The 19780-nt window shown below is 63.7% G+C and carries 19 protein-coding genes and 2 riboswitches; of the genes, 10 read left to right on the top strand and 9 right to left on the bottom strand.

Going from position 1 to position 19780, the window contains the following annotated elements; all coding sequences use genetic code 11:
• The first annotated feature begins 27 nt into the window (after positions 1–27).
• A riboswitch (TPP riboswitch) is annotated at positions 28–130 on the top strand.
• Between the two features lie 164 nt (positions 131–294).
• Together K7H91_RS10895 and K7H91_RS10890 are read left to right on the top strand one after the other, a co-directional pair.
• Positions 295–2091: a TRAP transporter large permease subunit gene (locus K7H91_RS10895; protein ID WP_230720311.1), complete on the top strand. Its 1797-nt coding sequence runs from the start codon at positions 295–297 to the stop codon at positions 2089–2091.
• Positions 2092–2105: 14 nt separating this feature from the next.
• Complete coding sequence (locus tag K7H91_RS10890; RefSeq protein WP_230720254.1) at positions 2106–3104, top strand: TRAP transporter substrate-binding protein; 999 nt, start codon at positions 2106–2108, stop codon at positions 3102–3104.
• A 30-nt stretch (positions 3105–3134) separates the two neighbouring features.
• Here K7H91_RS10890 and K7H91_RS10885 read toward each other — a convergent pair whose 3' ends face one another.
• The 5 genes from K7H91_RS10885 to K7H91_RS10865 form a co-directional block, all read right to left on the bottom strand.
• Positions 3135–4442 (bottom strand): sensor domain-containing diguanylate cyclase, encoded by a 1308-nt coding sequence (locus K7H91_RS10885; RefSeq protein WP_230720253.1) that lies wholly within the window; start codon positions 4440–4442, stop codon positions 3135–3137.
• Positions 4443–4713: 271 nt separating this feature from the next.
• The gene (locus K7H91_RS10880) at positions 4714–5994 is read right to left on the bottom strand and encodes a TRAP transporter large permease (RefSeq protein ID WP_230720252.1); all 1281 of its coding nucleotides are present in this window, start codon (positions 5992–5994) and stop codon (positions 4714–4716) included.
• Between the two features lie 4 nt (positions 5995–5998).
• A complete protein-coding gene (locus K7H91_RS10875) occupies positions 5999–6523 on the bottom strand; it encodes a TRAP transporter small permease (RefSeq protein WP_230720251.1) in 525 nt (174 codons plus the stop codon).
• 144 nt (positions 6524–6667) lie between these two features.
• Positions 6668–7651, bottom strand: coding sequence for a C4-dicarboxylate TRAP transporter substrate-binding protein (locus K7H91_RS10870; protein WP_230720250.1), 984 nt, complete (start codon positions 7649–7651; stop codon positions 6668–6670).
• Between the two features lie 53 nt (positions 7652–7704).
• Positions 7705–8400, bottom strand: coding sequence for a GntR family transcriptional regulator (locus K7H91_RS10865; RefSeq protein WP_230720249.1), 696 nt, complete (start codon positions 8398–8400; stop codon positions 7705–7707).
• 250 nt (positions 8401–8650) lie between these two features.
• Between K7H91_RS10865 and uxuA the strand changes: the two genes are divergently transcribed.
• On the top strand, positions 8651–9847 hold the full coding sequence (gene uxuA, locus K7H91_RS10860; RefSeq protein ID WP_230720248.1) for a mannonate dehydratase: 1197 nt from the start codon (positions 8651–8653) through the stop codon (positions 9845–9847).
• Here the strand turns inward: uxuA and K7H91_RS10855 are convergent.
• On the bottom strand, positions 9828–10310 hold the full coding sequence (locus tag K7H91_RS10855; RefSeq protein WP_230720247.1) for a MarR family winged helix-turn-helix transcriptional regulator: 483 nt from the start codon (positions 10308–10310) through the stop codon (positions 9828–9830). The two genes, uxuA and K7H91_RS10855, sit on opposite strands and share 20 nt — an antisense overlap.
• Before the next feature lie 68 nt (positions 10311–10378).
• Between K7H91_RS10855 and K7H91_RS10850 the strand changes: the two genes are divergently transcribed.
• From K7H91_RS10850 to K7H91_RS10825, 6 genes are all read left to right on the top strand, one after another.
• Positions 10379–10732: a DUF1428 domain-containing protein gene (locus K7H91_RS10850; protein WP_230720246.1), complete on the top strand. Its 354-nt coding sequence runs from the start codon at positions 10379–10381 to the stop codon at positions 10730–10732.
• A gap of 109 nt (positions 10733–10841) precedes the next feature.
• Positions 10842–10996, top strand: a riboswitch (FMN riboswitch).
• A gap of 100 nt (positions 10997–11096) precedes the next feature.
• On the top strand, positions 11097–12104 hold the full coding sequence (gene ribD, locus K7H91_RS10845) for a bifunctional diaminohydroxyphosphoribosylaminopyrimidine deaminase/5-amino-6-(5-phosphoribosylamino)uracil reductase RibD (RefSeq protein WP_230720245.1): 1008 nt from the start codon (positions 11097–11099) through the stop codon (positions 12102–12104).
• Complete coding sequence (gene ribB / locus K7H91_RS10840; protein ID WP_230720244.1) at positions 12101–13312, top strand: 3,4-dihydroxy-2-butanone-4-phosphate synthase; 1212 nt, start codon at positions 12101–12103, stop codon at positions 13310–13312. The genes ribD and ribB overlap by 4 nt, the downstream gene beginning before the upstream one ends.
• Positions 13313–13359: 47 nt before the next feature.
• Positions 13360–13800, top strand: a complete 441-nt coding sequence (gene ribH, locus K7H91_RS10835) for a 6,7-dimethyl-8-ribityllumazine synthase (protein WP_230720243.1) — start codon at positions 13360–13362, stop codon at positions 13798–13800.
• Between the two features lie 405 nt (positions 13801–14205).
• Entirely contained in the window at positions 14206–15918 is a 1713-nt protein-coding gene (locus K7H91_RS10830; RefSeq protein WP_230720242.1) for a thiamine pyrophosphate-binding protein, read from the top strand.
• A gap of 68 nt (positions 15919–15986) precedes the next feature.
• Positions 15987–16838, top strand: a complete 852-nt coding sequence (locus tag K7H91_RS10825; protein WP_230720241.1) for an IclR family transcriptional regulator — start codon at positions 15987–15989, stop codon at positions 16836–16838.
• Between the two features lie 9 nt (positions 16839–16847).
• Here K7H91_RS10825 and K7H91_RS10820 read toward each other — a convergent pair whose 3' ends face one another.
• On the bottom strand, positions 16848–17063 hold the full coding sequence (locus K7H91_RS10820; RefSeq protein ID WP_230720240.1) for a helix-turn-helix domain-containing protein: 216 nt from the start codon (positions 17061–17063) through the stop codon (positions 16848–16850).
• Positions 17064–17066: 3 nt separating this feature from the next.
• A complete protein-coding gene (locus K7H91_RS10815; protein WP_230720239.1) occupies positions 17067–17621 on the bottom strand; it encodes a DUF2975 domain-containing protein in 555 nt (184 codons plus the stop codon).
• A 71-nt stretch (positions 17622–17692) separates the two neighbouring features.
• Between K7H91_RS10815 and K7H91_RS10810 the strand changes: the two genes are divergently transcribed.
• Positions 17693–18268 (top strand): hypothetical protein, encoded by a 576-nt coding sequence (locus K7H91_RS10810; RefSeq protein WP_230720238.1) that lies wholly within the window; start codon positions 17693–17695, stop codon positions 18266–18268.
• Positions 18269–18289: 21 nt separating this feature from the next.
• On the opposite strand, the gene K7H91_RS10805 is transcribed toward K7H91_RS10810, so the two are convergent.
• Positions 18290–19774 (bottom strand): tripartite tricarboxylate transporter permease, encoded by a 1485-nt coding sequence (locus K7H91_RS10805; RefSeq protein ID WP_230720237.1) that lies wholly within the window; start codon positions 19772–19774, stop codon positions 18290–18292.
• Positions 19775–19780: the final 6 nt, after the last annotated feature.

The raw sequence follows: 19780 nt of genomic DNA, 5'->3' as shown, positions 1-19780 counted from the left end.
CACAGGCCCAAAAGCCGGACAAAACCTGACTATTCCGAGGGGTGCATCGTGCGATGCTGAGACGGCGGTGAGCCGGACCCTTGAACCTGATCCGGGTCATGCCGGCGTAGGAACGGAAAATCTGGCCGCTCTGCCATAACCTTTCTCTTCTCGCCGGTCTCCGTGATTGCAACATCCTGGGGATCGCATCATGAAGTCTTGCCTTCCAATGCCATGCGCGGGCCGCCGATGGTTCAGCCGTCCGAACGGATGTTTCGAGACAGGCGCCGCCTGCGAACGGCATCGTCCGTGCCCATGACGGCGATCCGCAGCACCGCCGGACGGTTTGCGGACGCGCTGGAAACGGCGCTCGGCATGCTCGCCGCTGTCATTCTGATGGCGATGCTCGCTCTTGTCGTGGCGGGCGTCGTGCTGCGCTATGGCTTCCACACCGGCGTCGTCGGCATGGAGGATCTGGGCGTCTGGCTGAACATCGCGCTGATCTCGGCCGGCCTGCCGCTTACCCTTTCGGGCCCGCTGTCGATGCGGCTCGATGGGCTTGCAAGGCTGCTGCCCGATCGGGCGTCCGGCGTGCTCGCTGCTGTGGCCGACGGCTTCAGCGTCGTCGCGGGCTTGATCCTGTGCCTCGGCGGACGTGAGGCGATCGCGTTGCTTGGCGGAATGTCGCCAACGCTTGGGGTTCCGGAATGGGTGCGCTTCGCCTTTCCGGTGGCGGGCGGGCTGGGTCTGCTCGTGCTGCTCTGCCTGCGCCACCTGGAGCGCTCAAGCGGCGCGCGGCTGATCTTCGGCTTCGCGCTCGGCGGGTTTGTTTACTGGGCTGTCGGCCGGTTCGCGATCGATATCGCACTACCGGCCAGCCTGCCGCTCGCCCTTGCCGCCGCGCTCGGCGTCATCGCCGGTGCGCCGCTCGCCCATGTGTTTCTGGCATCGTCCTACGGCGCGATCGCCTTCGGCGCGCTGCAGACGGAGCAGGCGATCATCGCCAATACGGTCGCCGGCATGTCGAAATTCCTGCTGCTGGCGATCCCGTTCTTTCTCCTCGCGGGCGCGTTTCTGAAGCTCTCGGGCGCGGCCGGCAAACTCGTGCAGTTCGCGGCCTCGCTCGTTGGTCATTATCGTGGCGGGCTGGCGCAGACGACGCTTTTGACAGGGGTTCTGTTTTCCGGCGCGTCCGGTTCTTCCGTCGCCAATGCCGCCTTTGCCGCCTCGACCTTCCATCCCGAACTGGTGCGCCATGGCTATTCGCCCGCCCGCGCCGGCGCGCTTGTCGCCGCATCCTCGGTTCTCGACAACGTCATCCCGCCGTCGATCGCCTTTCTCATCCTGGCGACGGCGACCAATCTTTCGGTGGGGGCGCTGCTTGTCGGCGGGCTGTTTGCCGGCCTGCTGATGGCGGCCTTTCTCGCTGTAGCCATAAGGCTTGCGATGGGGGCCGCGAGCGGCGCGCCGCGGGCTTCGGCTGAAATGCGCAGGCAGGCCGGGATCGCGGCCCTGCCGGTCTTCGGCCTCGGCCTGATCGTGGTGTTCGGCATTCGCCTGGGAATCGTCACGACGACCGAGGCGGCGGGTCTTGCGGCGCTCTACACGCTGATCCTCGCGGCGCTATCCCGCCGTTCCGGTTCAAGCATTGTCGCCGCCTTCCGCCAGTCGGCGGCAGAGGCGGCGGCGATCGGTCTGCTGATCGGCGCGGCGGCCCCCGTCGCCTTCCTGCTCGCGATCGACGATATCGCCGGTCTGGTGCGCCACCTCGCCGGCCTGTTCGGGGGCAGCGCCGTTGCCGTGCTCCTGCTCGCCAATGTGATCCTGCTGATTGCGGGCCTGGTAATGGATATCGGGGCGGCGATCCTGCTTCTTGGTCCCGTCCTGCTGCCGGTCGCCGTTTCCGCCGGGATCGATCCGATCCGCTTCGGCGTCGTCCTCGTCGTCAACCTGATGATCGGCGGGCTAACCCCGCCGGTCGGCATGCTGGCCTTCGTTGTCGGCGGCGTCACCGGTCTTTCGCCGGAAAGCCTGTTCAGGGCGATGCGTCCCTTTCTTCTGGCGCTTCTCGCCGCCCTGTTCGTCATCACCCTCTTCGCTGTTCCTGTCTGAAAGGTTTGTCTGCCATGACTACGCTCAATCGTCGCCATCTCCTGAAAACAGGCGCCGCGGCCGCCGCAATGCTTGCCGCGCCCGCCTATCTGCGAACCGCCAGCGGCGCCACGCGCGATGTCGTCATCGCCTCGCTCCTCGGCGAGGACAAGCCGGAAACCATGGTCTGGCGCTTCTTCGCCGATGAGGTCGAACAGCGGTTTCCTGGCCGGTTCCGCTTCCGGATCGTGACCAATGGCGCGCTCGGCGGCGAAAAACAGGTGGCCGAGAATATCCGTCTCGGATCGGTGCAGGCGAGCCTCTCCACCGTTTCGGCGCTTTCGGCCTGGACGCCGCAATTGCAGTTGCTCGACCTGCCTTTCCTGTTTCGCGATGCCGCCCATCTTCGCGAGGTCGTCACCGGGCCGATCGGCGACGACCTCTCCGCCCGGCTTGCGCAAGAGCAGTTTATCGTCGGTGGCTTCATCGATTACGGGGCCCGCAACCTGCTGGCCAAGGCACCAGTCACGCGGCCCGGACAAATGGAAGGCAAGACCATCCGCGTCATCAACACGCCGCTCCACACGCGCCTGTGGAACGCCTACGGCGCGACGCCGGTCGGCATCCCGATCACCGAAACCTATAACGCGCTCGCCACCGGCGTGGCGGATGCCATGGACCTGACCAAATCGGCCTATGCCGGCTTCAAGCTCTACGAAGTGGTGCCGTTCATGACCGAAACCCGCCATATCCGCGCCGCCGGGGTGCTTTATTTTTCAGCCGGCTTCTGGAACAGTCTGGATCCCGAGACACAGACCATCCTCCGCGCGATCTCGGCCGAGGCCGCGCTCTATTTCAATCGCCTGATCGTCGAGGACGAGGCCCAATCCGTGGCGCTTGCCGAGGCCAACGGCGCCACTTTCCTTGAGCCGGAGGAGATGGACGCCTGGCGCGCGGGAGCGCGGGGCGTGTGGAGCGATTTCGCGCCCGTCGTCGGAGGGATGGATGTGATCGAAGGGGTGGCGCAGGGCTGACCTGCGATCGCCCGAAACCGCCTTTGAAGGTCAGCCGGTGACCTTCACCTTGTTGCGGCCCTCCATCTTGGCGGCATAGAGCGCGCGGTCGGCGAGCTCTATGATATTGGGCGGCGAAACCCGCGGGCTGAACACCGAGATGCCGATGCTGACCGTCAGCGTCTGCTTCTGTCCGTCGGGAAGGATGAGCGTCTGCGCGGCGATGGTGTTGCAAAGGCGCTCGGCGATCGCAGTTGCCTCATAGGTGCGAAGTCCCGGCAAGATCATCGCGAATTCCTCGCCGCCGTAACGATAGGCCCGGTCATTCTCGCGCGCGGTCAGTTCAATTGTCGCCGCAACCTGTCTGAGCGCGTCATCGCCCGCGAGGTGGCCATGAGTGTCGTTGAACTGCTTGAAATGATCGACGTCGATCATCAGCAGGGAGAACGGCTCGCCGCTCTCCTTCGATACGGCGATAGCCTCGTCGATCGCGCGGTCGAACTCGCGGCGGTTGTAAAGACCGGTCAGGCCATCCGCGCGCGCGGCCGCGGCGAGGGCATCTTCCTGCTGGTTGATCTGCTTGAGCATGGTGTTGAAGGCCTGCGCCACGGAGGCAAGCTCCGGCGGAACCTGCACCTCGATTTCGCGGTTGCGCGTGCCGCCCGCGACCAGCATCGCGCCTTCCACCAGTTTGTCGGTGCTGCGGATCAGCGCCTGGTCGATGATGAATATGCCGATCCCGGAAAACACCAGCGCCAAGACGCCCGCAATCGCCGCAAAGCGGTCGAGCCGCTCCATCGTGGCAAGCGCCTCCCTATGGCTTTCCTCATTCAGGAGGCGCATGCTCTCGGCAATGCTTTCCACGCGCTTGCCGGTTTCGGCGATGACGCTTTCGAAGCGCATCAGGGGCTGATCGGCCGTGCCGGGTAAAGGGGCAACGTCCGAAGCGGCCTGCAGTAACAGGGCCCATTGCTGGCTCACCCCCTCCAGCACAGGTTCAAACGAGGGATAGTCATCGGTTATCATTTCCAGATTGCGCAGGTTGGCGGCGATCTCGCGCTCCGCCGCTTCGAAATGATTGCGGTAGCTTTCGTCGCCGGTCTGAGCAAAATCGTTGACGTCCATGGCGATATCCCAGAGATTGCCCTGGATTCGCTCCAGCGCCAGCGATACGTTGTGCTGGGTGTTGAGAACCTGCCGAAATGGCTCGCGCAGCTGGTCGCGATAGTCCAGATACCAGAAGGCGGAAAGGAGCGCGACCGGCAGCAGCGCCATCATGAAGCCGACGATCAGCCAGGCCCTGAGAGAAAGCCCTCGGAACCAGCGGCCAAACAGGCCGGGATCACCCGATTTGTCCATCCAACAATATCCCCCGCGGCATCATGCCGTTGTTCGCTTTTCCAGTGTGTTTCGGTGGTGCACTAAACCGAACAGGGGTCTGGTTCAACTATCTCCAAGTTGTCATTTGGGCCCGGACGGTAAGCCGCGTCGAGCATGCGCAGCGCTTTCGTCGGACGATGACGTGGCGGGATGGACCCAGCATCTCCGCAGCGAGTGTCTTCGCAGCCGGCGGTTGATAACACGGCTCCTCAGACGGCATGGGTCGAGGGCGAAAGCCTGCGTGACGCTGCTACCCGTACATCAGGTTCGGCAGGAACAGCGCGATGCCCGGCACGAACAGAAGCAGCGCCACCAGCGCCATGATGGCGGCGATGAACGGCCAGGATTCCTTCACATAATCCTCGATCTTGGTGTCCAGCAGGCTGCAGACCGTGAACATCGCGACGCCGACCGGCGGCGTCATGCCGCCGAAGGTGACGATGGTCATCATCAGGATGCCGAAATGCACCGGGTCGACGCCCGCCTTGACCACGACCGGGACGAGGATCGGCGTCAGCAGCAGCACCAGGATCGTGCTTTCGAAAAACAGGCCGGCGATGAACAGGCCGATCAGGATGACGGTGACGATCAGAACCGGATTTGCGAGGCTTTCCAGCATGAAGCCCGCCACGCTCTGCGGCACCTGAAGGAAGATGATCGCGAACCCGATCATGCCCGACATCAGGATGATCAGCATGATCAGGCCGATATCCGACAGCGCATGGCCGAAGGCCCGCTTGATCGTCTCAAACGTCATCACCCGGTGGGCGAAGACGCCGACGAGGATAGCGTAGACCACCGCGAACGCACCAACTTCCGATGGCGTGAACAGCCCGCCGCGGATCGAGCCGATCAGAAGCACGGGAAACAGCAGCGCCCATTTGGCGCCCCAGGCGGCGCGGCCGAGTTCGCCGGCGGTCGGCTTCCTCATGTCGCTCATGACGTAGTTGCGTTTGCGGGCGACGAGCCAGGCGGCAACCATCAGGAACGCCATCATCAGCAAGCCGGGCACGATGCCGGCCATGAACAGCCGGCCGATCGAGACCTGACCGACATAGCCATAGAGGATCAGGCCGATCGATGGCGGAATGGTCGCGGTGATCAGCGAGGACATCGCGATCACGGCGGAGGAATAGCCCTTCGAATAGCCGTTGGAGATCATCTGCGGACCGAGCACGCGCGCTTCCATGGCCGCATCGGCGACGGCCGAGCCGGACACGCCGCCCATCAGCGTCGACAGGATGATCGAGACCTGCGCGAGGCCGCCCGCCATCCAGCCGACCGCGACCTTGGAGAAGGTGAACAACCGGTCGGTGATGCCGCTTTCGTTCATCAGATGGCCAGCGAGCACGAAAAAGGGAACCGCCAGCAGCGGGAAGCTTTGCGAAACGGTCGCGATCTTCTGCACGCCGATCGAGACCGGCATGATGTCGGAGGTCAGGAAGAAGGTGAAGCCCGAAATGCCGATCGCGAAGGCAATCGGCGCGCCAAGCAGCATCAGGGCGAAGAAGACGATACCGATCAGGGCCATGGGCTTACTCCGCCGGACCGGCGTGGATCACCGGTTCGTCGTAGGCCGCGGTGCGGGTGAAAACCAGCATCCCGTCCTTCACATTGCGCCAGGCCTGCCAGAGATTGCCGAGGATCGAGATCGACAGCATCACGCAGCCGGCGGGCACGGCAATCGTCACCCAGGCATAGGAGAGGCCGGAGTCGCCGAACTGGCGTTCCTTGTTGAGCATGGTGAGCTTGTAGCCCTCATAGGCAAGCAGCATGAGAAAGGCGAGGAACAGTGCGGCGAGCGCCGTCTCCAGCGCCAGCCGGTAGCGATGCGGAAACGGGCGGACCAGGAAATCGACGCCCAGATGGCCGCGCTCGCGCATGGCCCGCGTCGCGCCGATGAAACAGAGCCAGATGAACAGAAGCTGCGCAAGATCGACGGACCAGATCAGCGGATGGCCGAAGAAACGCATGGTCGCGGCGATGAACACCAGAAAGGTGATGACCGCAAGCAGGATCGCGCCTGCGACATATTCGATCTTTGCGAGGAAACCGGGCATGGTGGCCCCTCCCGATATGGCACGAGGAGCGACAGCTCCCCGGCGTGTTTTTCCCGGGCTTCCCCAGGGGAAGCCGAATGTTGTTTTCGGCCGCGCCCCGAAGAAAGGGCGCGGCCGTCTTTATCTCAAGCGGGTCGGGCCGCCTTACTGCGCGGCGATGGCCTGCAGCTTGTCGCGTAGATCGCCGTAACCGAGATTGTCATAGACCACGGCGGTCCGCTCCTTGAACGGGGTAACGTCGATTGCCTCGACCGTGACGCCGCCATCCTTCAACTGCTGTTCCAGGCTCGCCAGCGCGTCACGGGTGCCGTAGGAGGCGATGTCGCCGGCCTTCAGCGCTTCCTCGTGCAGGATCGTCTGCAGGTTTTCCGGCAGCGAATCCACCCACGCGGCGGAGGTGATGAGGCCGGTGATCAGGTTGATATGACCGGTCAGCGTGATGTTGGTGATGACCTCGTCAAGCTTGGCGCCGACGACGGCGGGTAGCTGCGCTTCGGCTCCATCGATGACATTCGAGGAGATCGCGGAGTAGACCTCGCCCCAGGGCATCGGCGTCGGCGTCGCGCCCATGGCCTCGATCGTGCCGGTCCAAACAGGCGCGCCGGGGGTGCGCATGCGCACGCCGGAAAGGTCATCCGGCCCGTTGATCGGCTTCTTGGTCAGGAGATGGCGTTCGCCCTGCCACCAGTTGAAGCTCAGAACGTCAAGGCCGGCCTCGTCGTGAAGCGTGGTCGCCCACTCGTCGAACATGTCGGAAGTGACGACCTTGCGGATGCCGTCATAGCCATTGGCGAGGTAGGGCGCGCCCAGCACGCCGAATTCGTTGACGAAGACGGCGAGGCGGCCGCCGTCGACCACAACCGCGACCGGCGCGCCGGCGCGCGCCTGTTCCAGCACATCCTCGTCGGGACCAAGCTGCGAGTTCGGGAACAGGCGCACTTCGAGCGCGCCGTCGGAGGCTTCGGCAACATTGTCGCGGAAGGCCTCAAGGCCCTTGTAAAGCGGGTCCGTGGTGGCGAGCGCGGTGTTGACGCTCAGCGTATAGTCAGCGGCAAGCGCCGTGCCCGCCATCAGGCTTGCGGCAAGGCCGGCGAGCGCGATGCTTTTGATATTGGCGATGTAGTTCATATCGTCCTCCCATTCAGACGGCGGGGCTTTGCCCCGGTGGCAATGTCCGGGGCCTAGCGTCCCGGCTCCTCGAAAAACTCAGGCTTTTCCTCGAATATCGCGGGCAGGTCGCTCAGGATTTCGCGCAAGTGCCCGCGCGCCGCGGCCTCCGCCGCTTGCTGGTCGCCATCGCCGATCGCGTTGACAATGGCTTCATGCTGGTCGGTGAGCTTGACCATCGGGAAGCGCAGCAGGCTGAGATAGCGCACGCGGTCCATCTGCACCTTCAGGCCCTCGATCAGGGCCCAGGCGCGCGCCTTTCCGGCGGCGTCGGCCAGCGTCTTGTGAAACAGTTCGTCGAGCTTGATGAAGCGCGTGGCGTCGGTGCGGGCCGCTTCGCGCTGTTCCTGCAACTGGAGCCGCAATTCCTCAACCAGCCCGGCATCGGGTCTTGCAGCCAGAAGCTTGACGATATCGGCCTCGATCGCCTCGCGCACGAAGCGGGCATCCATGACCGCGGCCTGCGATATCCGGCGCACGAATGTGCCGCGCTGCGGACGTACTTCCAGCAGGCCTTCCTCCGAAAGCTTGATGAAGGCTTCGCGCACCGGCTGGCGGCTGACGGAAAAGCGGGCAGCAAGCTCCGACTCGGAAAGTCTGGAGCCGGGCGGCAGATCGTTGTGAAGGATGAGGTCACGCAGAATGCCATGCAGCTGGGCGCCGACCGGCGCGCCCGGAGCAATCGTCGTTTGCACTGTCTCTGGCAGCATTGCGTTCCTCCCTGTGTTCTCAGGTTGCACCATACTTCCATACTAGTCAACAGGACATTTCAATGCTAAGCCTGTGCCGTGGCCATCCGGGTGTTTGCGCGCCCGGGCTTGGCTGCTTGAGCGCGTCCAGGAAAAATGCATACCGTTTGCCGACCGGACACGCGTAAAACAAATGGATAGGGCATTTCCGGGGATTCGGTTTCCATCGGAAATGCTCTAATGAGATGAAAAATGTTTCGGGAGAGAGAGTATGCGGCAGACATGGCGCTGGTTTGGACCTTTGGATCGCGTATCGATCGACGATATGCTGCAGGCTGGCGTAGAAGGCGTGGTCACCGCGCTGCACCATGTCCCGACCGGCGAGGTCTGGACGCCGGCCGAGATCGCTGGGAGGCAGGCCGAGCTATCGCTGATGAGCGACGGCGCGCCGTCCGGGCTGAAATGGGAAGTGGTCGAAAGCCTGCCGGTTTCGGAGGATATCAAGAAGCAGAAGGGCGACTGGCGCCGCCATATCGATAATTACAAGACAAGCATGGCAAATCTCGCCGAGGCCGGAATCGAGACAATCTGCTATAATTTCATGCCGGTGCTGGACTGGACCCGCACCGATCTTGCCTACCGGCTGAAGACCGGCGCGACCTGCATGCGTTTCGACTACGCCGATTTCGCCGCCTTCGATATCCATATCCTGAAGCGTCCCGGCGCGCATGAGGATTTCGCCGAGGATGTGCGCGCCGAGGCCGACCGCCAGTTTGGCGAAATGGATGAAGCGCGCAAGGCTGAACTGGCAAAGAACATCGTCTTCGGCCTTCCGGGCGCGGCCGAGAGTTTCACGCTGGAAGATGTGCGCCGGCATCTCGCCGAATATGCAACGATTTCAGCCGAAGGGCTGAGGGCCCATTTCATTGATTTCCTGGAAGAAGTGACGCCGGTTGCGGAGGATCTCGGGCTCAGGCTCTGCTGCCACCCCGACGATCCGCCCTTCGGCCTTCTGGGCCTGCCACGGGTGATGTCGACGGAAGCCGATTACGGGGCGATGATGAAGGCGGTCGATAGCCCCGCCAACGGTATCACGCTTTGCTCCGGTTCGCTCGGCGTAAGGCCCGACAACGACCTGCCTGGCATGATGGAGCGGCTGGGTGACCGGGTGCATTTCCTGCACCTGCGCAATGTCCATCGCGAGAGCGCCAACATTGCAGGCTCGTTCTATGAATCGGAACATCTCGGCGGCGATACCGATATGGTGGCGCTGATGGCGGCGGCGATTGCCGAGGAGCGGGGGCGCAAGGCCGCGGGCCGCGCCGACTGGAACATTCCCTTCCGGCCCGATCACGGCCTCGACATTCTCGATGACCAGAAGCGCAGGGCCCAGCCCGGCTATCCGGCGATCGGCCGGCTGAAGGGGCTTGCGGAACTGCGCGGCATCCTCAAGGCTCTGGATCGCTGATCTCGTCGTCGGGGTCGGGCAAGGCGAAGGTCATCGCCAAAAGGTTGTCGCGCAGCCGGTCGATATCCGCGCCAACGACCTTGTCGATCCGGTCATGGGTCTCGCGCCAGATCGGCACGGCCTTCTCCAGAAGGTTGCGACCCTCATCGGTAAGTTTCAGCCGGCGCACACGCCTGTCCTTGTCGTCCTGGAACGAGGTCATCAGACCGCGGCGCTCCAACGGCTTGATGCTCGCCGTCAGCGTGGTGCGGTCCATCGCCAGCACATGGGCGACCTCGGCCACGCGCGGCGGTTCCGGCCGGTTGAGCGAGACCAGCAGCGAGTACTGGCCGTTGGTCAGCCCCAGCGGTCGCAGCACCTCGTCGAAATACCGGCCCACGGTCCGCGCGGCGCGCTGGAGGTGAAGGCAGATACACCGGTCCCGTACTTCAACGGTGACTGACAGGGGTAGACTTTCGCGCATATCCGTGCCTTTATGTTGATATCAACGTATGTTCCGCAACGGACAAAGTCAAGATATCGGAGGATTTGATGGCGTATGTAGACGGGTTTTTGGTCCCTGTTCCCGCTGAAAACAAGAAGGCCTATGTGGATTTATGCGCACAGGCGGCAAAAAAGTTCCGGGAATGGGGCGCGCTCGACTATGTCGAATGCTGGGGCGATGACGTGCCGGATGGCAAGGTGACCTCCTTCCCGATGGCGGTCAAGCGGGAGGAAAACGAAGTCGTCGTGTTTTCCTGGGTCATCTGGCCGGACAAGGCGGTGCGCGACGCGGCCTGGCAGAAAATGTTCGATGACCCCGAAATGGGCGAGATGAAAATGCCTTTCGATGGCAAGCGCATGATCTTTGGCGGTTTCGTGCCGGTGTTCGAACTCGACGCATGAACGCCGCGTTGACACTGTGTCTCGCCCTTCTCCGCCTTTGAGGACAGAATCGGGCTTGTCATTTTCAGATAGCCCCCCTAAGTTTACGTCGCCGGTCCGGTTGGGCCGGTGACGTTCTCAGGGCGGGGTGAAATTCCCCACCGGCGGTAATTGCTCTTATCGAGCATCAGCCCGCGAGCGCCTTTTTCGAAAGTCGAAGAAGGGTCAGCAGATCCGGTGTAATTCCGGAGCCGACGGTTAGAGTCCGGATGGAAGAGAACGAAGCGTATCGACGCGCGGAATCTACCCTTTTGCGAGGGTATTTTACGCTGTTTTTACGCTTTTTGCCCTGCTGGCGTCTTGTTGCAATAACGAGGCCAAGGGCATGATCACAGCCCCGGACATAACGATATCATCAGCCGAGCATGCCGCCTTGCGACGGGCGCTTGAGGGTGCCGCGCGCTTTGCCGGCGCCACCTCCCCAAATCCGCCGGTCGGTTGCGTGTTGCTGGACGAGCACGGCGCGGTGCTGGCCGAAGGCTACCACATGAAGGCCGGCGAGGCCCATGCCGAGGCGGCGGCGATCGCCAGCGCCCGCGCGCTCGGCGTTTTCGGCCGCATTCACACCGTGGTGGTCACGCTCGAACCCTGCAATCACCATGGCCGCACCCCGCCCTGTTCGGACGCGATCCTTACGACCCCGGCGCGCCGTGTGGTCATCGGCGCGGCCGATCCCAACCCGTCGGTCAAGGGCGGGGGCGGCGCGCGGCTGAAGGCGGCGGGGCTCGATGTCGTCTTCATCGCCGATGAACCGGAACTCCGTCGCCAGAGCACTGCCGCCAGACGGCTGATCGCTCCCTTCGCCAAACATGCCCGGACGGGAAGGCTCTGGGTCACCGTCAAGCAGGCGGTGGACGAGACCGGCGGCATGGTCCCGCCGGCCGGCCGCAAGACCTTCACCTCGAAGTCCTCGCTGGTGTTTGCCCACAGGCTGCGCCGCCGCGCCGATGCGATCCTCACCGGATCGGGCACGGTGCTGGCCGACGATCCTGAATTCACCGTGCGCCATGTGCCTGACTTTCCCGGCAAGCGCCGGTTTCTGGCTTTGCTTGACCGCCGGGGGCGGGTGCCGCAGCGCTATCTCGAAGCGGCCCGCGCGCGCGGTTTCACCGTGCTCAATCCCGCCGGCCTTGACGAAGCGCTCGCCATGCTGGGCGCGCGGGGCGCGCTGGAAGTGCTGGTCGAGGCCGGACCTTTGCTCACCGCCGCCGTGCTCGACGCCGGCCTTGCCGACGAATATGTGCTGATCACCAAGGGTAATCCCGACCGTATCGCGATCACCCATGCCAATCCCGAATTTGATGCCGTTAAAGGGCCCGGAGAAGACCAATGAAGATGGAACGTGATTTTTCTATGGAGCCGGTGGAGCGCGCGCTTGAGGCCATGCGCGCCGGCGGCATGGTGCTGCTGGTCGATGATGAAGCCCGAGAGAACGAGGGCGATGTTGTGGTCGCCGCCGAGTTCGCCGATGCCGCCGCCGTCAATTTCATGGCCAGGTACGCGCGCGGGCTGATCTGCCTGACGCTGACGGGCGCGCAGGTCGACCGTCTCGGCCTGACCCCGATGGTGGCCGACAACCGCGCCCGCCACACCACCGCGTTCACGGTCTCGATCGAGGCGGCAGAGGGCATCACCACCGGCATTTCGGCGGCCGAGCGCGCCCGAACGGTCGCCGCCGCCGCCAATCCGGAGGCGAAGCCCGGCGATGTCGTTTCGCCCGGTCACATGTTCCCGCTGCGGGCCGTCGAAGGCGGCGTCCTTGCCCGTGACGGCCACACCGAGGGGGCGGTCGATCTCGCACGCCTCGCCGGTCTCAACCCGGCGGCGGTGATCTGCGAGGTGATGCGCGACGACGGCGAGATGGCCCGCCGCGACGACCTGATGGCGTTTGCCAAACAGCATGACATGCCGTTCCTGACGATCGCCGAGCTTGCCGAATACCGCATGCGCACCGAGATCCTCGTTGACGAGGTCGCGGCGGCCAACCTGCCGGTCGCGCATGGCGCTTTCAAGGTCCACGCCTTCACGAGCAGGGTCGACGGCGTGGAGCATCTGGCGTTGGTCAAGGGCCCGCTTTCGGCAAACCCGCTGGTGCGGGTGCATTCGGAATGCCTGACCGGCGACGTGTTCGGCTCGCTGCGCTGCGATTGCGGCGATCAGCTTGCCGAAAGCATGGCGCTGATCGGCGAGAAGGGCGGGGTCGTGGTCTATCTGCGCGGCCAGGAGGGCAGGGGCATCGGCCTTGCCAACAAGATCCGCGCCTATGGCCTGCAGGAGCAGGGGCTCGATACCCACGCGGCCAATCTCGCGCTCGGCCTGCCCGCCGATGCCCGCCAATATTATACCGCGGCCCATATTCTCAAGAGCCTCGGCGTTTCCCGGCTGCAGCTTCTGTCCAACAATCCGGCGAAGCCCGAGGCGCTCGCGCGCTGCGGGCTGACGGTTGAAAAGCGCCTGCCGCTGATCATCGCCACCAACCCTCACAACGAAAATTATCTCGCGGCCAAGCGCGAAAAATTCGGTCACACTCTGCCGATCTGAACTCTGGCTGCCTGTTCCGGCGCATCTTGACACTGAAAGGAAACAGCGTGTCCCATCGCATCGCCATCGTCATCTCCCGCTTCAACGAAAAGGTCACCACCGGCCTTCTGAACGGCGCAAAGGCGGAACTCTCTGAACGCGGCGCGCCGGTTTCCGACGCCGATATCTTCGACGTGCCGGGCGCCTTCGAAATCCCGCTGGTCGCCAAGAAGCTCGCCCAAACGGGCAAATTCGCCGGTGTCGTCTGCATCGGCGCGGTGATCAAGGGCGAGACGGCCCATTTCGAATATATCTCGGAAGCCGCCGCTCACGGGCTGATGCAGGTTTCGCTTGAAACCGAAATTCCCGTCACCTTCGGCATCCTCACCACCTACACCGCCTTCCAGGCCTTCGACCGCTCGGGTGACGACGAGCACAACAAGGGCCGCGAGGCGGCGGCTGCCTGCGTGGAAGCCCTGGAAGCGCTGGCAAGGGTCGCGGCGGCCTGAGCGAGAACGAACTGACCGCTGGCAGATAGGTGGAGTATCCATCTTGGCCACGCCAGCTTATTGATCCAGGCGGATACTCCAGATCATCGGGTGCTTCGTGTGAGGCTCCCGATGAACTGTTTTTTCCGTGCCGCGTCGGGTTTCGAGCAACCGGATTCCACTTTTTCATCCGACGCTCTAAACGGCGGCGTCCCCGGTCTGGCCCGTGCATGCCGCCGAACGCTCCAGCTTCCCCCCAAAAAATAGCCGTTTGTCTTCGGCGAAGCCCCGTGATGTTGGAGACTTGGAGACCGCACGTGGTTGACGGTGCGAAACCTTTCGTCATTAAATCCACATATCACTACAAAATTGCGCTTGGCAGAATTAATGGGATTGATTATCCTCCTTTCAAAATGGAGGAAATCGATGAAAACCAATGAGGGCGTCATCAAGACGTTTATCGAGGCCGGCATCACGCGCGGCTTCACGCTGCCGGGTCTCGGCATCACATGGTCGCTGCCGGCATTTTTTGATCGCAAGGACGAATTCGAGCTGGTGCTGGCGCGCTCGGAACAGTCGGCCTCGGTCATGGCGCAGGTCGCGGGCAAGCTCACCGGCCGACCGGGCCTGTTGATGGCGCAGGGTCCGTTTGCGAGCTCCACCGGCGCTTTCGGCATTCTGGAGGCCTATTTCTCCTCGACGCCGATGGTCGTGCTCACCGACACATCCTGTTATGACGGCTTCGCCCAGTACGGCGTCTACCAGACCATGACCGGCGATTACGGCGCGGGCGATGCCTTCGCGGTGATGAAGACCATGACCAAATACGCCACCTACGCGACCACGCCGGCAGAGGCGATCTATGGCACCCAGCTTGCGGTGAAACACGCCATGACGCCGCGCCAGGGACCGGCGGCTGTGGTGATGCGCACCAACATCATCAAGGAGGAGGTGCCGGATCACCCGCGCGCCAAACTCTACCCGACCGAGGGCTATCTGCGCTCGACGCCGATGAAGCCGGACGGCGATGCGCTGCACAGGATCGCCGAGACCCTGAAGTCTGCCGAACGCCCCGTCATCATCGCCGGCAATGGCGTCTATATGAGCCGCTCCGGCGAGATGCTGTCGCGGCTCGCCCATCGCGAGGGGATCGCGGTCGCCTCCAGCTATCACGGCAAGGGCGTCATCGACGAGACCACGCCGGTGGCCGTCGGCATGATGGGCAACTGGGCGGCGAAATCGGCAAACCGCATGGTCCAGGCCGCCGATGTCATCCTCGTGCTCGGCTGCAGCCTCGGCCCGGAATATACCCGTTTCCGCGATGAAAAGATGATACGGCCGGGCGAGCAGACCATCATCCAGGTCGATCTCGATCCGCTGAATGCCGGCTGGGTCGTGCCGGTCGACATGGCGGTGACGGCGGATGCCGCCGACGTGATCCGCTATTTGCTCGATGCCATCGGCGTCGACGCCGCGCAGGCGGCGAGGCGCAGCGATTTCATCGGCAGGATCAAGGCCGAAAACCGCTATGGCGACCTGCCGCATTACAAGACCCGCCCCGGCACGGTGCATTACGCCGATATCATGCGCGGGCTCGACGGTTTCCTGACGCCAAACGACCTGCTGACGCTCGATGCCGGCACCAACCGCATCTGGGCGACCTCGTCGCTGCCGCTCAGAACGCCGCATCAGCTCGTCGCCCCCGGCGGCATTGGCGGCATGGGCTGGTCGACGCCGGCGGCAACCGGCGCCAAGGTGACCTGCCCTGAAAAGCGCGTCACCGGCGTGATCGGCGATGGCGGTTTCGTCATGACCATGGATGCGATTGCCACGGCGGCGGAACACAATCTCGACGTCGTCTATGTGGTCGCCAACAATGCCGGGCTCGGCATGGTGCGCGACAATCTCGGCAACAAGGCGATCGGGGTCGACTTCGGCGATCATGACTTCGCCAAGGTGGCCGAGGGTCTCGGCGGCTCCGGGATCACGGTGACCGAGGCCGATCAGATCGGCGATGCGATCCGGGAAGGCCACAGCCGCGGTGGCCCGGTCGTCATCGACGTCAAGGTCGATCCGGCCGCAAGCCACCGCGATTGCTCGGATTACGACGACCTGCCGGATCCCTCCGCCCTCAAATAGGAATTTTGTCCTTCCCGCGCCCGTCAAATCCAATGACAAACGGGCGCGGGATGGGCTAAACAGGGGTCATGAGCGAGGACAATCAAACAAATGATCAACCTGTCCGGCGGCGCGGCCGCCCGCGGCAGGATATCGGGGCCGCGGCCCTGAACGAGGAGCGGCCGTTCGTCAGTTCGCTGGCGCGCGGTCTTTCGATTCTGCGCGCCTTCCGGGCGGACGACAAGGTGCTGGGCACCCAGGCGCTTGCCGAGCGCACCGGCCTGCACAAGACCACGGTCTCGCGGCTGCTCGGCACGCTGACCAAGCTCGGCTATCTGCGCTACATGCCCGAATACGGCAAATATGCCGTCTCCAACCAGGTGCTGACGCTCGGCTATGCGGCGATCGGCCGGTTCGGCTTTGGCGAGCTTGTGCGCTCGCATATGGACCAGATCGCCGCAGTGGGCGATTGCGCGGTGGCGCTGTCGGTGCGTGACGGGCCGGACATGATGTTCGTCGAACTGGTGCGCCGACCGACGGCGGTGGCGCTCAACCTCAATGTCGGCTCGCGCATTCCGCTGGCTGAAAGCGCGCCCGGAAGGGCCTATCTGTTCGCCATGGGCGAGGCGGAACGCGCCGAGGCGTTTGCGCTTCTGGCCGGCATTCACGGCGATGCCTGGGACGCCGAGAAACGACCCGCGCTTGAAGAGGCGTTGTCGCGGATGTCGGGCAATGGCTATTCGGATTCTTTCGGCGAGTGGAAGGAGGGACATAACGCCATCGGCGTTGTCCTGCGCGCGCCGATGACCGGCGACATCTATACGCTCAGCGTTGGCGGCAATGCCCGCAACCTGCCGCCGGAAAAGCTGAACTCGATCCATCTGCCGATGCTGATGCGGGCTGCGCAGGAGATCTCGGCGCTTTCAGCCAGCAATTTTTAGGGCTCTCCCTCAGCCGCTCTCTTCCGGCTTGTATTCGAGGATATCGCCGGGCTGGCAGTCGAGCGCGGCGCAGATCCTTTCGAGCGTTTCAAAGCGCACGCCCTTCACCTTGCCCGAACGCAGCAGCGAAATATTCTGCTCGGTGATGCCGACATGTTCGGCGAGGACCTTCGCCCGCATCTTGCGGCGGGCGAGCATGACATCGAGATTGACAATGATCGGCATGGGTCAGACGAAACGCTCATAGTCTTCGTTGATCGAGGTGGCGAGAACCATCACATGGCCCATCACGAACAGGAATCCGGCGAGCAGAAACAGCATCAGTTGATCGCTGCCAAGGCCGATTGATATCGCCCGCGCGCCCGGCGGATTGGCAAGCGTTGCGAGCAGCGTGGCGACCGGGCGCAGAACCATGCCCGCAATCGCGCCGGTAAGCGCGATCAGGCCCGCGCGGCGCAAAAGGGCGGCCGCCTCATAGGAAAACGGGCGCTCGCGCTGAAGCCGGTCGAAAAGCTGCCAGACGGTTTGCAACCCGACGAGAACCAGCCCCGCCAGGATTACCGCGGTGGCGACGAAAGCCAGTCCGATCGCCGGGGTGATGGTCACAGCGACGTTCAGGTCAAGAGCGTCCGCCAGCCATGCGGCAAGCCCGTCAGTCCGGAAAAGTGCCGTCCAGGCCACGTAGATCAGGCCGGCTGCAAGCATGGCCTGAAGAACCCGCGTCAGGAGCTTCATCCGCTTGCACAGCCGGATCATGGCGCGCGAATTTTGGTTGTTCATCATGATGCCTCTTGATTGACGATATAAAATTATCGTAAAACAATAATAAATGTCTGTCAATCGAGAGGAATGTCATGTTTCGACGTTTTTTACTTCGCGCCTTCTGTTGCGCAACCCTGGCGCTTCCGGCCGCGTGTTCCACCATGGGTGGCGTTACGCCGCGGGCGCTTGAGGCCGCTTCTCCGCTCGATGCCGATCCCAATGCGCTCGTCGTCGCCCTGACCAAGCCGACGGTGTTGCAGGTGGGGGATGGCGATCTCGCCCTTTCGCTCAGTTGGGCCGTTCCGGGGCGGGTGGCGCTGGAGGAGCAGGCGGGCCTGCGGGTCGCGCGCCGCCTCGACGCCGCGCCTAACCGCGATACGGTCGAGCTTGTGCTTGCGCCCGATGAGGCAGAACGCATGTCGACGCTGTTGTCTGAGATCAGGAAGGACAGAGAGGCCGGCATTGAAGGCAAGGGCGCGTTCTCCGTTTCCTTCACGGCGCGCTGTGTGGATGGCGGTACGGATCTTTCCGATATGGTTGTGGATGTCGCACTGACACTCCGGTACGGCGAGCCAGCCATTCCGCTGTTGAAGAACGCGACGTTTGGCGCGCTTCTGGCGACCCGCGGCATCGAGCGTCTGCCGGATTGTAGTGCCCTGCAACGGTGAGAAGGATGCCCGCGCAAGAGGTCAGCGTTTGACCCGGGCATACCCCTTGCGCAGCAGCGGCCAGCAGAGCGTCAGCGCGGTGATGACGAACAGGATGGCCGCGATCGGGCGCTCGAAGAACGCCCAGAAATTGCCATGGGTCAGGATCAGGCCCTGGCGCAGCGACATTTCGATGGTCGGCTGCAGCACCATGCCGATCACGATCGGGGCGACGGGGAAGCGGAAATGCCGCAGCACCACGCCGACGACGCCAGCGATGAAGGCGACCCAGACATCGAAGGGGTTGCCGTTCACGCCATAGGCGCCGACCGTGGCGATGATCAGGATCAGGCCGATCAGGATCGGCTCGGGAATGCGCAGCACCCGGGTAAACAGCGATGCGCCGAGCGCGCCGATCGCAAACATCGCCAGATTGACGATGATCAGGCAGAAGAAGATCGCATAGATCAGGTCGAGATGGTTGGCGAAGAGCTGCGGGCCCGGTGCAATGCCCTGCACCACCAGCGCGCCGAGCATGACGGCGGTCACCGGGTCGCCGGGGATGCCGAGTGAAAGCGTCGGCACCAGCGCCGAGCCGGTGACGGCATTGTTGGCGCTTTCGCAGGCCACCAGCCCGTCCGGCTCGCCCTTGCCGAAATTATCCTTGCGCTTGGAGGCGCGCCGGGCCTCCGAATAGGCGATGAAGGCGGAGGTGGCGGCGCCCGTGCCCGGCAACGCGCCGACGAAGGAGCCGATCAGCGAGCCGCGCAAAAGCATGCCGAGGCGGCCCTTCCAGGCGGCAAGCGGCGGCATGCGGAAGCCGACCCGCATCTGTTCGGGCGGCGGCCCGTCATTGTCGATCGTCAGCACCCGCATGAACATTTCGGAAAAGGCGAACAGGCCGACGATGACCGGGATCAGCCCGATGCCGGCGGAAAGCTGGAAACTGTCGAAGGTAAAGCGCAGATCGCCGGTGACCGGATCATTCCCGACGGTGGCCAGCAGCACGCCAAGCGCGCCTGCGGCAAGGCCCTTCAAGAGATTGCCGGAGGAGACGCCGGCGATGCAGGTCATCGCGAACAGGCCGAGCGCGAAATATTCGATCGGCGTGAACTGCAGCGAAAAGGCCGCAAGCGAGGGGCCGGCCAGCACGAACACCAGAACCGAGAACAGCCCGCCAATGGTGGATGAGGTCGTGACCCAGCCAATGGCAAGGTCGGCCTCGCCCCGCTGGGCCATGGGAAACCCTTCCAGCGCGGTCGCCGCCGATTGCGGCGTGCCGGGCGTGTTGAGCACGATCGCGGTGATCGAGCCGCCATAGACCGAGCCGCAATAGACGCCGAGCATCAGCGCAATGGCCGGTATCTGCGGCATGGAGAAGGTGAAGGGCAGCACCATGGTGAGCCCGATCACCGAGCCGAGCCCCGGCAGGACGCCGACAATCACGCCCACCAGCGTTCCCGCGATGATGGCCAGAAGCGTGAGCGGTGTCGCGATCTGGGTTGCGGCCGAAACTATGAGATCCATGAAACG

It is taken from the genome of Martelella mediterranea, from assembly GCF_021021415.1.
Classification (GTDB): Bacteria; Pseudomonadota; Alphaproteobacteria; order Rhizobiales; family Rhizobiaceae; genus Martelella; species Martelella mediterranea_C.
Note: the sequence above shows the minus strand (reverse complement) of the source record. Positions and strands in the feature narration are given on the sequence as shown.